Here is a 13470-nt window from a genome sequence, read left to right on the forward strand (position 1 = left end):
CTATTTTGGATCCAATATTGAAAATCCAATATGGCACAGTTAGGGTGCATTTACCATGGACGTTCTGAATCTGATTGGCGATCACTGGGCCGAAGGGGAGGGCGAGGAGTTCGCCGACGCCAACCCCGCCCGGCCTTCCGAGGTGGTGGCGCGGGGCCGGTTCGCCTCCGCCGCCGAGGTGGCGCGGGCGGTCGCCGCGGCCCGCGCGGCGGCGCCCGGTTGGGCGGCCACGCCGCACCACGCCCGCGCGGCCGTGCTGGTCGCCGCCGCCGATCTGGTGGACGCCGCCGCCGACGAGTGGGGCGCCGAGTTGGCCCGCGAGGAGGGCAAGACGTTGCCCGAGGCGGTCGCCGAGGTCCGCGGCGCGGCCCGCATCCTGCGCTACCACGCGGGCGCGGCCGATCGGGAGAGCGGCGAGATCTACGCCTCCCCGCGACCGGGCGAGAAGGTCCTGGTCGTCCGCAAGCCGGTCGGCGTGATCGGGATGATCACGCCGTTCAACTTCCCGATCGCCATCCCCGCCTGGAAGATCGGCCCCGCGCTCAGCTACGGCAACACCGTCGTGTGGAAGCCGTCCTCGCTGGTGCCGCTGCTGGCCTACCGGCTGGCCCAGGCCCTGACGTCGGCGGGTCTGCCCGACGGCGTGCTCAACCTCGTCTACGGCGAGGCCGAGACCGGCTCGGCCATCGTCGGCCACCCCGCCGTGGACGCGGTCTCCTTCACCGGCTCCACGGCGGTCGGCCGGGCCGTCATCGCGCGCTGCGGCGAACTGGCCAAGCCGGTGCAGACCGAGATGGGCGGCAAGAACGCCTCCATCGTCCTGGCCGACGCCGACCTCGACCACGCCGCCGAGCAGGTCAGCCTCGGCGCGTTCCGCTCGACCGGGCAGAAGTGCACGGCCACCTCACGGCTCATCGTGGACGCCCGGGTGGCCGACGAACTGCTCGAACGCCTCGCCGCCCGCGCCGCGGCGCTTGTCGTCGGCGACCCGCTGCAGGCCGGAGTGGAGATGGGCCCGCTGGTCAGCTCGGCCGCCCGCGACCGCGTCTGCTCCGGGGTCAGGCGGGCCGTGGACGAGGGCGCCAAAGCGCTGACGGGCGTGGAGCCGTACGACGGCGAGGGCTGGTTCGCGCCGCCGGCCGTGCTCTGGCTGCCGGGGACCGGGGTGGACTTCTGGCGCACCGAGCTGTTCGGGCCGGTCGTGGGGGCCGTGCGGGCCTCCGGCACCGAAGAGGCGCTGGAGCTGGCCAACCTGAGCGACCACGGCCTGTCGGCCGCTCTGTTCACCAAGGACCTCGGGGTCGCCATGAAGGCCGTCGAACGCCTGGACGTGGGCGTGCTGCACGTCAACTCCGAGTCGGCGGGGACCTTCCCCTACGTGCCGTTCGGCGGGGTCAAGCAGAGCGGGTTCGGGCCCAAGGAGCAGGGGCGGGCGGCCCTGGACTTCTACACGCGCGAGATGACGGTCTACCTGGGAGCGCCGGCGTGAGCGGCGCGCTGTCCGGGGTGCTGATCGCCGACTTCAGCCGGGTGCTGGCCGGGCCGTACGCCACGATGCTCCTGGCCGACATGGGGGCCGAGGTGGTCAAGGTCGAGCGGCCGGGGACCGGGGACGACACCCGTCATTGGGGGCCGCCGTACGGGCCGGAGGGCCAGGCCACGTACTTCCTCGGCGTCAACCGCAACAAGCGCTCGATCGCCCTCGACCTGCGCGCGGACACCGAGGTCGCCACGGCGCTGGCGGCGCGGGCCGACGTGCTGGTGGAGAACTTCAAGCCGGGGACGATGGACCGGCTCGGGCTCGGCTACGAACGGCTGCGGGAGCTCAATCCCGGGCTGGTGTACTGCTCGATCACCGGCTTCGGGACGGGCGAGGGCGCGGGCCTGCCGGGCTACGACCTGATCGCCCAGGCCGTCGGCGGGCTGATGAGCGTCACCGGCGAGCCGGAAGGGCCGGGGACGAAGGCGGGTGTGGCCCTGGTGGACGTGATCACGGGCCTGCACGCCGCGCTCGGCATCCTGGCCGCGCTGCGCCACCGCGACGAGAGCGGCGCCGGCCAGCGCGTCGAGGTCTCCCTGCTGTCCTCGTTGTTGTCGGCGCTCACCAACCACGCCTCCGCCTACGCCGCGGCGGGGGTGGTGCCGCGCGCCATGGGCAACCGGCACCCCAGCATCGTCCCCTACGAGGTGTTCCAGGCCGCCGACCGGCCGATCGTGATCGCGGCCGGCAACGACCGCCAGTTCCAGTCCCTGTGCGCGGCGCTGGAGCGCCCCGACCTGGCCGGCGACGCCCGCTACGCCACCAACGCCGCCAGGGTCGCCGCCCGCGACACCCTCGTCGCCGAGCTGAACAAGGCGCTGGCCGCCCGCACGGCGGACGAGTGGTTCGAGCGGCTCAGTGAGGCCGGCGTGCCCTGCGGCCCGATCAACGACCTGGCCGCCGCGTTCTCCCTCGCCGCGGACCTGGGCCTCGCGCCCGCCGTGGACGTGGACGGCGTCGGCCAGGTCGCCAACCCCGTACGGCTCAGCGCCACCCCGCCCTCCTACCGCAGGCCGCCGCCCGCGCTGGGTCAGGACGAGGCGTGGGTTCGTGAGATATTGGGGCGGTGAGTTCGGACGAGGCAGGACGCAGGCCGCCGACGGCCCAGCAGTTCGTGCTGGCCGAGCTCCGCCGTGCCATCACCACCGGCCGCCTCCGCCCCGGCGCCCCCATCCGGCAGGACGCGCTGGCCGAGGAGCTGCAGGTCAGCCGCGTCCCTCTGCGCGAGGCGCTCAAGACGCTCGAAGGCGAGGACCTGGTCACCTACAAGGCGCACAAGGGCTACTGCGTCGCCAGGCTCTCCCTGGACGACCTGCGCGAGGTCTACCGCATCCGCGAACTGCTGGAGGAGGAGGCCGTGCGCCGGGCCGTCGCCGTGCTCGCCGACGCCGACCTCGACCGGCTGGAGGCGGCCCAGGCCGAGGTCGAGCGGGCCTCGGCCGCAGGCGACGTGCTCGCCATGGCGACCGCCAACCGGGTCTTCCACATGACGCTGTTCGAGTGCGCGGGCATGCCGCGGCTGGTGCGGCTGATCAGGACGTTGTGGGACTCGACCGACGCCTACCGCTCGATGTACTACGGCGACTCCGGCAACAGGGAGCGCGTGGTCAAGGAGCACCGCGCCACGCTCGACGCGCTGCGCCGCCGGGCCGCCGACGAGGCCGTGGCGACGCTCAACGTGCATCGCGACCACGCGGTGGCCGCGCTGGAGTCCGTGCTCGGCGACGGCGCTCCCCGGCGCGATCGCGCCGGGGAGCCACCGGTCGGCTAGCCGGCGCAGGCGGTCCCGCCGCCCGCGTGGTAGATCATGTCCTGATACGTGACGCTCGTCTTGATCGGGGTCTTGCTCTCCAGCGTCTGCACCGTCTCGCCGTCCCGCTGGAGCTGGAAGAGCGGCGTGGTGCCGGCGACCATCGGCACCTTGAACGACACCATGCCCGCGCTCGTGACGTCCTTCGTCCTGACGTCGGAACCCTGCTTGATGATCAGTTTGCCGGGCTCCTTGACGAACGCCAGCAGTTCGACCTCGTCCGTCGGCCCGGGACCCGCCGGGATCGTGAACCTGCCCGCGGTCTGCTTGCTCGTGTCGTACGGCGCGCCCGCCTTGTGACTGCGGTGGAAGTAGTAGAGCGCGTCGCGGACGATCTCGGGGGCGCTGCCCGTCTTGAACCAGGTCGCGTAGTAGGTGTTGACGTCGGCCAGCACGTTGCCGCGGACCTTGGACGGGGCCTGCTGGGTCTCGCCGTAGTCGTTCCAGGTGACGAGCTGCGCCCAGTCGGCCTTGCCGTCGATGGCGGCCTTCCACGAGCCGCGCAGCGTGCTGCTGTTCTGCGCCTCCCAGAAGTGCAGCTCCTTGGCCCTGGTGTCCTCGAAGCCGATCGGCGCCATGTACTTCAGGCCCCGCGCGTGCGTGGCCTCGGAGGCGCGCCTGAAGGCGTCGGTGACCTCGGGGCGGTTGGCGCCCCAGGAGGAGTGGCCGACCACGTACGGGTCCCACTCGGTCTTGCCGGTGCCGTTCCAGTAGATGAACATCGACATCAGGGACGTTCTCATCCCCAGGGCGGCCAGCTTGTCCTGCGCGCTCTTCCACCACGACGGCGGCTGGCGCTCGATCGTGTACGGCGCGAGCAGCACGCTCCCGTCAGGCATCGTGAACAACGACGGATGCCCCTTGACCAGCAGGATGTCCGAGACCATCTTCTCGTCGGAGGCGCCCGCCGTCGTCGGGAAGTCCGGGCTCAGGATGATCTTGAATCCCGGGTCCACGGCCTGGGCCGCGGCCAGCAGCTTGGGGAGCTGGTTCCAGCGCTGGTCGCTGGAGGTGTGGTGCTCGTAGATGAAGCCGTCGAGCCCCTGGGCGATCGCCTGGCGGATCTCGTCTTCGAAGTCGAGCTGGCGCCAGGTGGACTCGGGCCGCACCGGACGGGTGCGCGGGCGGTCCCTGAGATAGCCGCCCCTGTCGGCGTACAGGCCGTTGGAGCCCTCCGGGTCCAGCCAGGAGGCGTACTGGTCCTTGGCCGGGTCCTTGTTGTCGATCGAGACGGGGAAGGGCGGGAAGTAGAACCCGAACGCCTTCTTCGCCGAGGCGCGCAGCGCGGCGACCGACGGCTTGTCGAAGGGGAGCGTGGCGCAGGACGTGCCGCCGGTGGTGTAGGTGAGCGTCAGCTTGGGCCCGCGGTCCCCGGTCTCACGGGAGGAGTACAGGACCGTGGTCGTCGGGTCGTCCTGGGTGAGGGCGAAGGAGTAGGCGCCGTTGCCGGTGACGGCCGACGAGACGTCCAGTTCGGCCGTCCGGTCGGCGGTGAAGCCGCTGTGTGAGGCGATCACGTCGCCGCTCTGCGGCCGGCTCGTCCAGACGGTGGCGGCCTCCGACCACTCGCCCGTGACCGCGCGGGCCGAGAGCGTGGTCGCGGTCGTCCTGGCCGAGGTGAGGTCGAGAGTGGCCTTGACGTTCTCGGCGCCGGCCGGGATGCCGCTGACCGTGAACTTGGTGAGCGCGACGCGCTCGGCGGCGGACGCGCCGCCGCAGGTGGCGCCGCAGACGGACACCCAGGTCGCGGTCGCGAAGCTCTTGGCGGGCTCGACCTGGCTGACGAACACGTCGTCAGAGGCCGGAACGGTGAGGCTGGTGGGGGCCGAGGCCAGGGCCGTCGGGCGCGTGGGGCCTGCTGAACTTGCCGATAAGCGGGGTAAATCGGATAAGGCAGACTTCGGCGGGGCCGTATCGGTCGTGCTGGCCGACAGGACCAGTGTGAGCAGCGTGAATATTCCCACCTGTCGGTACTGGTGGAACATTGCCCTCCTACTGCGGAGCATGACGAAAGATCACGACAAGCTACTGCGGTTGGCGGTCGTTCCGCATGACTTCCAGAAAATGGAACACGTCAAGTATGGAGAGGTTGACACCTGGTCAACTCATGATCACAATTCTGGCGCGGTGCGGCGGGCGGCAGCCTGCTCGCCCAGCGTGAACCGCTGATTCGGCGGGCCAGTTCCACGACCGCGCCGACCACCTCGTCGCCGTTCAGCATGACGAGGTCGATCTGGCCCGCGCCGGCGACCTCGACTGCCGTGGCGTTCGCCGCCCGGGCGACCGCCCTGCTCAGGCGGGATGGCACGATCGTGTCGCGGGCGCCGTTACGACCCCGACCGGAGCGCGTACGCCCGCGCTCCGCTCGGCGACCGGGAAGCGGTCGCGCAGCAGTGCGGCCCGAGAGTTCGTTGAGGACCGGCTGGTCTCCGTCTACTTCGGCGAGAGCGTCTCTGATCAGCTTTGTGATCCTGGGTCAGACGTGGTGTCTGGGATCGTTTGCCATCGTGGTGGGCTGGCATGGGCGTGCAGGTGGAATCCCGCGCCCAGTGCTGCTCCTCGCGGTTTGTGCCGCTTGATGGGGGTGCTGATCGTTGTCACGTCCTGGTGCCGGTGGGCTGCGCGGGGCAGCCGGGTCCGGTCCGTTGGTGCGTGTCCCTCCGGACGCTTGCCCGCCGGCCCGTCGGGTCCGGTGGGGGAGGGTGCCCCGCGTCGCCTGGGCGCGGGGCGTGTGGAACGGCGCCGGGTGGGCCCGGTCTTGGACCGGTCCCGGCGGGTCTTGCGCGTGGTCGGGGTGATGACCGCGCGGGCTTCGAGTTTGTCTGCCACCGTGTGGATCGTCATGTGGCCGGTGGAGGTGTCCACGGCGGTTTTGGTCTGGTGGGTCAGGCCGCGGGCGGCGATGCGCTGCCAGGCGCCGTGGTCGCGGTCGCCCTGCCATCTGCAATCTTCGTTGGGGCAGATGGCCCATTTCCAGCCGGGTGTGGCGGGCTGGTCGGGTGCTTTGCGGTGCCGGAGTGGTGTCAGGCATTGGGGGCAGTGTTTGGAGGTGTTCTTGGCCGGGACGGTGACTACGGCGATGCCTGTCTCGGCTGCCAGGTGCCGCATTCGTTCGGTGATCTGGCCGCGTACCTGCTGGGACAGGCGGGTGTTCATGGTGGTGCGCATGCCGCGGGCTTCCATCGAGCGCAGGTCTTCCAGGTAGATGACGCTCGCGCCGGCGACGATGGCCTGATCGACGGCCCACCGCGCGGCGGCGCACGCCAGGGCGTCGTTGAGATGCGACCGGCGGGCGGACACACGCTGGATCTCGCGCCGCAACACGGCGTGTTTGCCCGCCAGCGCGTGTTCGCTCGTCGGCGCCGGATCGGGGGCTGGGCCAAGTCCGTCGATGAGCCGCTGGTAGTGGTCGGCTTTGGCGTGCAGGCGCTCGGACAGGCGCCGCAGGCGGTGTTGCTTGGCCAGGACTCCGGCGGCGCGGAACTGGGCACCGTGCCCGAGGGCGATAATGCGGCCGTCGTCGTGCAGGCGGGCGGTGCCCGCCGCCAGAAGGGTGTTCAGGCCCCAGTCCACGCCGAGCGCGATCGTGTGGCCGCTGCGTCTGGTCGCGGGGACGGCGTGGGTGTAGGCCAGATCGGCCCGCACGTCCGCCCGAACCTTCCCATCCGTGGTGCGCTCTGAGATGCGCAGGGTGGGCAGGTGCAGCACCGCACCGGCCGGCACCGTGGGCGGCAGAACGATCGGGCAGGCCACCCACGTCCAATCCCGATAGGACTGCGGGTCGGAGCGGACGGGCAACTGCAGCCGCACCACCGCACGCCGGGGGTCGGTCTCGCTGCGTTCGATGCTCGCCTGCTGCTTGTCGCAGGCGGACAGTAGCAGCATCCGCGCCGCCCGGGGCACGCCTTCCAGCTCGAAAACATCGGCGGGCAGACGCCCGCGGGCCGCCAGGAACGCGGTGAGCTGCCGGGTCCGGCTCGTGATGACATTCGAGGGCAACTGCCGCCCACCGGGAACCGTCTGCCGGACGGCGTCCCACTCCTGGGGGGTACGTCGGCGCGGATCGTCCGGCCAGGCCGCCAACACGCCGGCGACCAGGCCGGCCCGCCAGCAGGCCGCGCGCAGCATGCGTCCGGCCTGTTCCTGGGCCATCCGCACGATCCGGTCGTTGACCTGTACCCCCTCCGGAGCGCCGACGGCCCAGCCGAGCCGCCGCAACGCCATCCAGGCGTTCGACGGCAGCTTCCGGCCGGATGCGTCCACGCCGGAGGCGAGCACTTGCACATCGGCGCCGTTCCAGTGCTCGTGCAGCAGTTGCGCGGTCATGCCGGACACCAGATCGGCGCACCAGCCGACACGCTGCGCAAGCCGGGCCATCGCGAGCACCTCGCCAGTCAGCTCGTCCACTCCGCCGCGCACCAGGGCGCGGGCGCATGCGGTGCGGGACGTCTGGCCGTCGGCGAGAGGGAGTGTCCGGCTCACCGGCCACCATCCGGGGGCCGGCCGTCATGCGAATCCTGGCCGTCGTTCGCGCATTGGCCGGACTCGGCCAGCAGACGGCGGCGCGCCTGCGCGGAACGCATCCCGTACAGGCGAGCGGCGAAGGTGGTCACCAGCGAGACGAAGTCTTCCAGGAGTTCCTCACGCCCGCCAGACTTTCGCGGGTGCAGAATGTCCAGTGTCACCCCATACACGGCGAACAGGCGCTTCAGCCAGCCGGCACTGAAGCGGGCCAGCCGGTCCTGATGCGTCACCCGGACCACCGTCGTCCCATGAGGTCACGCAGGTCCTCCAGCACCACTTGGGGGCAGTCGGTGAACATGTGGACGAGGGCGTCGTGTCGGGGGAACGGCATGGCACTCATTGTTGCATATTGATCGCACAAAGTGACGAAGATTTGACCGAATGAGGTCGGGCACCGCTCCTGGCGGAGTCTTCTGAGCTGCACCTGGTGTCTGGCGTGCCGCTGGTGAGTTTCATCGCTTCGACGTCCACCAAGGAGAACCGCCGCTCGCGACCGACCCGGGTGACCGGAATCTTCCCCGCATCAGCCCACATACGAAGCGTCACGGGTGGATACAGAGACGTTTCGCAGCTCTTGAGAGCCGAAGAAGTCCCACAGCGGCCATTTCACTACGATCATTAAGGATCATTTGGTCAAATTGATGAGCCTCGGTAGGCCATCAGCAGCACCAGCAGCCCGCGCGCGGCCAGCGCCTGGGCCAGCGGGGCGCGGTGGCTCCGGTTGCCCGCGTTCCCACCGGTGACGAGCACGGTCACGTCGCCGCGGTCGCCCGGCACGTACCAGGCCGCGAGCCGGACCCCGTCGCGCGTGGTGAACGTGACATCACGCGCGCCGGGGATGACCTCGCCGGCCGGCGGCACCGGCCCGGGGTCGGGCAGGTAGATCAGACGCCGCTGGAACACCCAGAGCAGGCCGAGCACCAGGAGCAGCACCGCGACGATCACCAGGGCGGTGCGCGTCATCGTCGTCACCCTGCCCACGGTACGCGGCTCACCCGGATACGATCGTGCCCGCCTGGACGACGTGGCGGATGCGGCCCGGTTCGGCGAGTACGCCGACGTCCCGCAGTGGGTCGCCGTCGAGCACGAGCAGGTCGGCGTGCGCCCCCACGGCCAGCGTGCCCAGCTCGCCCGCCAGCCCCACCAGTTCGGCCGCGCCGGTCGTGGCGGCCCGCAGCACCTCGATCGGCCGCTGCACCTCGGCCCGCAGCCGGAACTCGTGGCTCTGGTGCCGGTGCATGCCGCCGAGCAGGTCCGTCCCGTACGCCAGCCGCACCCCCGCCCGCGCGGCCCGCTCCAGCGCGACCAGCCCCGCGTCGAGCACGTCGTCCACCTTGCGCCAGCTCCGCTCGGGCAGCCCGAACGCCGGCCCCTCCTCCTTCAGCGCCCAGTACGTCACCAGCGTCGGCACCAGGAACGCCTCGTGCCGCAGGAACAGCTCGACGCTGCTGTCGTCGATCAGGTTGCCGTGCTCGATGGAGCGCACCCCCGCCTCCAGCGCCCGGTTCGCGGCCCTGGCGGTGTAGGCGTGCGCGGCGACGTAGCGGTTGGCCGCCGTGGCCTCCTCGACGATGGCGCGCAGCTCGTCCATCGAGTACTGGGTGGAGTCGATGCGGTCGGTGGGGGAGGCCACGCCGCCGGAGGCCATGACCTTGATGTGGTGGGCGCCCTTGCGCAGCTCGTCCCGGGCGGCGAGGCGGACCGCGTCCACGCCGTCGGCCACGCGTCCCACCCCCGCGCAGCACGGATGGTCGTCGCGCAGGTGCTCGCCCCGGCCGCGGAAGTCGGCGTGGCCGCCGGTCTGGCTCAGGCCCTTGCCGCAGAACAGCAGCCTGGGCCCCCGGATCAGCCCCTCGGCCTGGGCGTCGGCGAGCCCGAAGTCGGCGCCGGAGGCGTCGCGGACCGTGGTGAAGCCCCGCTTCAGCATGTCGCCCATGATGCGGGCGCTGTGGGCGGCGACGTACGACGGGGACATGGAGCCGAGCGAGCCGAGGTTCGCGGTCGAGGCGGTGACGTGCACGTGGGCGTCGATCAGGCCGGGCACCACGGGGGCGCCGGCGACGTCGATCACCCGCGTGTCATCGGGCGCTCTCAGCCCCGGACCCTGTTCGACGATGCGGCCGTCGGCGCAGCGCAGGTCGCCTTCGGCGTACTCGCCCGTGGACATGTCAAGCAGCAGGGCGTTGCGCAGCAGCAGGCTCATGCGGCACCCGCCTGCAGCAGCGCGGGCACGGCCAGCAGGGCCAGGGAGCGGGCCTTGGCCACCGACTCCTCGTCGTAGCTGCCCTCGGCGTCCAGGATGTTGAGCACGCCGAGCACCTCGTCCTCCCGGACGACGGGCACGTTGATGATGGAGCCGCAGCCCAGGCTCTCGATCAGCTCGTGGTCGGCGAAGATCTCGCGGACGGCGGCCCTGTCCCTGCCGAAGTACGGCCGGCGCGCCTCGACGCACCGGGCCAGCCAGTCCTGCGCGACCTCCACGGTCTTCTCGCCGCCCACCGGGTACTCGGCGGGGTGGCTGCTGTGCACCCGGCGCAGCGCCCGCCGTTCGGGGATCCAGGCGAGCACGGTGAACAGCCGCGCCCCCACCTGCCTGCGCACGCTCTCCTCCAACTCTTCCAGGCCGGTCATCGCGTCGTCCCCTCCTTGGTGGGTTCCGTCAGTTCTTCCAGTGATCGCCCGGCGGTGGACAGCCCGAACACCAGCACGCAGATCACCCCGGCCGCCAGCACCGCCGTGGTCAGCCCGAACACGCCCGCGAAGCCCAGGCTCGCCGCCGACACCCCGATGATCGTCGGGGCCAGGATGCTGCCGACCCGGCCGAACGCGCTCGACAGGCCGGTCCCGGTGGCGCGGATCCAGGTGGGGAAGAGCTCGGGGGTGTAGGAGTAGACGCCCGCGTACGTGCCGTTCAGGAAGAACGACAACACCGCGCCGGCGAGCGTGATCGTGACCGGCGAGTCCATCTGCGACAACCAGAGCGCGCTGACCGCCGAGCCGGACAGGTAGATCGCGATGGTGTTCTTGCGGTCCAGCCGCTCACACAGCCAGGCGGCCGAGAAGTAGCCGGGGATCTGGGCCAGGTAGATGATGATCGAGAACTCGAAGCTCTTGGTGACGGTGATGCCGCGCTGCACGAGCAGCGTGGGGATCCACGAGAAGAAGCCGTAGAACGAGAACGTGATCACGAACCACACGAGCCAGATGACGGCCGTGCGGCGGGCCATCGCCGGGCTCCACAGGAAGCGCAGGGCGCTGATCAGATTCACCTTCGGGGTGTCCGCCGAGGGAGCCACGGCGGACTCGGGCACCGGCGGGAGCGGTTGCCCGGTGGCCCGTTCGACGCGGCGTTCGAGGTCGACGACCACCGCCTCGGCCTCGTCCACGCGGCCGTTCTGCAACAGGTACCGGGGTGACTCGGGCAGTGAGCGCCGCCACCACAGCAGCATCACGATCGGCAACGCGGTGATCAACTGGGCGACCCGCCAGCCCTCGTCCATCGTCGGCACCACGAACCGCCCGAGCAGCGCGGCCAGCACGAACCCGAAGGAGAAGAATCCGGCCAGCGCCCCGATGAACCACCCGCGCCGATTGGCGGGCACGAACTCCGACAGGAAGGGGGCGATGATCGCGCTCTCCGCGCCCGCGCCCGCCCCGGCCAGCACCCTGGCCCCGAGGAACACCTCATAGTTCGGGGCGAACGCGGCCACCACGGAGAAGACGGCGTAGAAGGCGAGCGCGTACATCATCACCTTCTTGCGCCCGATGCGGTCGCCGAGCAGGCCCGCCACGGTCGCGCCGAAGAGGAATCCGAACGGGGTGGCCGAGCCGATGATGCCGAGCTGGCCGTTCGACAGGCCCCAGGCGTCCTGGGCGCTCGGGAGAAGGAAGGCGACCACGGCGGAGTCCATGCCGTCGAAGGTGTAACCGAGGCCGCCGATCAGGAGGAGAAGATAGTGGGGGCGGCTGAGTGGCAGCCGGTCCAGACGGGCCAACAAGGTCATCGAACACACCTTTCCCCAGGTTGTGGCCCTGCGGGGCAATTGCGCAGCAACATATAGTGCAATACCACTGTTTTGCAATACTCTTTGCACATGTTCCAGGCTCAGGGAGGGGCCACGTGACAGAGCGCGCGACCGACAGCTACGAAGACTGGCTGCGCGCCCGCGTGCCCGCAGGACGCGGGCTGCGCGGCAAGGCCGCCGCCGTCCTCGAACTGCTGCTCTCGCAGCCGGGCCGGGCCTCGTTCGGGTCGGCGGGGGAGCTGTCGCAGCTCGCGGGGGTGAATGTGGCGACGGTGACGCGCACGGCGCAGGCGCTCGGCTTCGCCGGCTGGCCGGCGCTCCAGCAGGAGCTGCGGGCGCGTTACCTGTCCTCGCTCTCGGCGGGTCAGGTCGCCGCCGAGCACAGCGGCTCCGGCTCGCCCAGCTCCCGCGCGCTGCGGCGCGACGTCGACAACCTCGCGCTGTTCACCCGGCGCGCCGACGAGGGCGTGCTGGTCACGATCGCCGAGGCCGTCGCCGCCGCCCGCCGCACCGTGATCGTCGCCGACGGCAGCTACGCCGCGATCGGGCTGGCGCTGGCGCACAACGCCCGGTTGGCGGGCTATCCCGTCACCGCCGTGACGGCCGGCGACGCGGAACTGGCCAACGCGGTGGCCGTCATCGGTGCGGACGACGTGATGATCGCGATCAGCTTCTGGCGGCTGTACGAGAGCACGGTTCTGGCGGCCAACGAGGCGCGGGCGCGCGGGGCGCGGGTGTTCGCCCTGACGGACGCGGCCAGTCCCGCGCTCGCGAACGCGGCCGAGGAGGTCGTCATGGTGCCGGCCGAGGGGGAGGCGTTCTTTCCTTCGTTGACGGCCGGCATGGCAGTGGCGCAGGCGCTGGTGACGCAGCTCGCTTCGGTGGACCCGGCGCGTACGGGGGCCTCGATCGAGGCGGCGGAGGCGATGTGGACCCGATTCGGCCTGCTCCACCGCCGCCCGTCCGCAACCTCCTGAAGTCTCCCGGGGAGGTTAGAGCCAGCTCGCCCTGACGCTGGTCGCGTTGGGGTCCGGTGGGGTGCCGAGGCGGCCGGTGCGGATGCCGTCGAGCAGCCGTTCCACCGCTTCGATGATCTCCGGCGTCCGCTCCCGCAGCCCGGCCACGTCCTCCGGCGTCACCTCGTCGGGGTTCGCGCCGGCCTGCTTCAGCACGCTCTCGACGTCGGCCAGCCGCTCACCCAGCCACTTCAGCGGCTCGGCCGACAACTTCCTGTCGAACACACGCGGCCCCGGCTCCCACCCCTCCACCCCCGGATGGTGGTGGGTGCGGTCGAAGCTGCCCGGCTCGCTGGTCACCGCCTCCAGCAGGTCGATCCGCCAGATCGGCCGGTCCACGGTGATGGGACGCGCGGAGTAGATCGACCCCTTCAGCTCGCCGGGTTCGAGCGTGCGCAGTTCCAGGCGCACACCGCGCTCGGCTCCCTCCTGGCCGTCCAACGGTTGCGGGTCGACGAAGTAGATGTCGCTCACGACCACGCCGATCCGTTCGAAGCCGAAGAGATAGAGCACCAAGACCACTTCCTTTCCAGAGCGTCCAGACCAACGTAACCC

At 71.0% G+C, this 13470-nt stretch carries 13 protein-coding genes; 4 read left to right on the plus strand and 9 right to left on the minus strand.

Annotated elements, in window-relative coordinates:
- Positions 1-55: 55 nt before the first annotated feature.
- Genes ACFOY2_RS02600 through ACFOY2_RS02610 form a run of 3 tightly spaced genes read left to right on the plus strand, consistent with a single transcriptional unit; the run spans position 56 to position 3311 of the window.
- Positions 56-1489 carry an aldehyde dehydrogenase family protein gene (locus ACFOY2_RS02600; RefSeq protein ID WP_379526254.1) on the plus strand — a complete coding sequence of 478 codons (1434 nt, stop codon included), beginning with the start codon at positions 56-58 and terminating at the stop codon, positions 1487-1489.
- Positions 1486-2610: a CaiB/BaiF CoA transferase family protein gene (locus ACFOY2_RS02605; protein ID WP_379526255.1), complete on the plus strand. Its 1125-nt coding sequence runs from the start codon at positions 1486-1488 to the stop codon at positions 2608-2610. Before ACFOY2_RS02600 ends, ACFOY2_RS02605 begins: the two co-directional genes overlap by 4 nt.
- Positions 2607-3311: a GntR family transcriptional regulator gene (locus tag ACFOY2_RS02610; protein WP_379526256.1), complete on the plus strand. Its 705-nt coding sequence runs from the start codon at positions 2607-2609 to the stop codon at positions 3309-3311. The genes ACFOY2_RS02605 and ACFOY2_RS02610 overlap by 4 nt, the downstream gene beginning before the upstream one ends.
- Here the strand turns inward: ACFOY2_RS02610 and ACFOY2_RS02615 are convergent.
- The 8 genes from ACFOY2_RS02615 to ACFOY2_RS02650 form a co-directional block, all read right to left on the minus strand.
- A complete protein-coding gene (locus tag ACFOY2_RS02615) occupies positions 3308-5356 on the minus strand; it encodes an endo-1,3-alpha-glucanase family glycosylhydrolase (RefSeq protein ID WP_449290122.1) in 2049 nt (682 codons plus the stop codon). The two genes, ACFOY2_RS02610 and ACFOY2_RS02615, sit on opposite strands and share 4 nt — an antisense overlap.
- Positions 5357-5424: 68 nt before the next feature.
- Positions 5425-5658: a hypothetical protein gene (locus ACFOY2_RS02620; protein WP_379526258.1), complete on the minus strand. Its 234-nt coding sequence runs from the start codon at positions 5656-5658 to the stop codon at positions 5425-5427.
- A gap of 149 nt (positions 5659-5807) precedes the next feature.
- Positions 5808-7832: a zinc ribbon domain-containing protein gene (locus ACFOY2_RS02625; protein ID WP_379526259.1), complete on the minus strand. Its 2025-nt coding sequence runs from the start codon at positions 7830-7832 to the stop codon at positions 5808-5810.
- The gene (locus ACFOY2_RS02630; protein ID WP_379526260.1) at positions 7829-8104 is read right to left on the minus strand and encodes a hypothetical protein; all 276 of its coding nucleotides are present in this window, start codon (positions 8102-8104) and stop codon (positions 7829-7831) included. The genes ACFOY2_RS02625 and ACFOY2_RS02630 overlap by 4 nt, the downstream gene beginning before the upstream one ends.
- Positions 8105-8507: 403 nt before the next feature.
- A complete protein-coding gene (locus tag ACFOY2_RS02635) occupies positions 8508-8846 on the minus strand; it encodes an alpha/beta hydrolase (protein ID WP_379526261.1) in 339 nt (112 codons plus the stop codon).
- 19 nt (positions 8847-8865) lie between these two features.
- Positions 8866-10077, minus strand: coding sequence for a metal-dependent hydrolase family protein (locus tag ACFOY2_RS02640; protein ID WP_379526262.1), 1212 nt, complete (start codon positions 10075-10077; stop codon positions 8866-8868).
- Positions 10074-10505 (minus strand): GAF domain-containing protein, encoded by a 432-nt coding sequence (locus tag ACFOY2_RS02645; RefSeq protein WP_379526263.1) that lies wholly within the window; start codon positions 10503-10505, stop codon positions 10074-10076. The genes ACFOY2_RS02640 and ACFOY2_RS02645 overlap by 4 nt, the downstream gene beginning before the upstream one ends.
- Positions 10502-11878, minus strand: a complete 1377-nt coding sequence (locus ACFOY2_RS02650) for an MFS transporter (protein ID WP_379526264.1) — start codon at positions 11876-11878, stop codon at positions 10502-10504. The genes ACFOY2_RS02645 and ACFOY2_RS02650 overlap by 4 nt, the downstream gene beginning before the upstream one ends.
- Before the next feature lie 116 nt (positions 11879-11994).
- On the opposite strand from ACFOY2_RS02650, the gene ACFOY2_RS02655 reads away from it, so the two are divergent.
- Positions 11995-12876, plus strand: coding sequence for a MurR/RpiR family transcriptional regulator (locus ACFOY2_RS02655; protein ID WP_379526265.1), 882 nt, complete (start codon positions 11995-11997; stop codon positions 12874-12876).
- 15 nt (positions 12877-12891) lie between these two features.
- On the opposite strand, the gene ACFOY2_RS02660 is transcribed toward ACFOY2_RS02655, so the two are convergent.
- Complete coding sequence (locus tag ACFOY2_RS02660; protein WP_379526446.1) at positions 12892-13428, minus strand: hypothetical protein; 537 nt, start codon at positions 13426-13428, stop codon at positions 12892-12894.
- Positions 13429-13470: the final 42 nt, after the last annotated feature.

This window comes from Nonomuraea purpurea (genome assembly GCF_042650645.1).
In the GTDB taxonomy this organism is placed as follows: domain Bacteria; phylum Actinomycetota; class Actinomycetes; order Streptosporangiales; family Streptosporangiaceae; genus Nonomuraea; species Nonomuraea purpurea.

Coding starts and splice junctions, on each gene's coding strand:
- ACFOY2_RS02600 (WP_379526254.1), top strand. CDS start 56: ATGGACGTTCTGAATCTGATTGGCGATCACTGGGCCGAAGGGGAGGGC.
- ACFOY2_RS02645 (WP_379526263.1), bottom strand. CDS start 10,505: ATGACCGGCCTGGAAGAGTTGGAGGAGAGCGTGCGCAGGCAGGTGGGG.
- ACFOY2_RS02640 (WP_379526262.1), bottom strand. CDS start 10,077: ATGAGCCTGCTGCTGCGCAACGCCCTGCTGCTTGACATGTCCACGGGC.
- ACFOY2_RS02615 (WP_449290122.1), bottom strand. CDS start 5,356: ATGCTCCGCAGTAGGAGGGCAATGTTCCACCAGTACCGACAGGTGGGA.
- ACFOY2_RS02650 (WP_379526264.1), bottom strand. CDS start 11,878: ATGACCTTGTTGGCCCGTCTGGACCGGCTGCCACTCAGCCGCCCCCAC.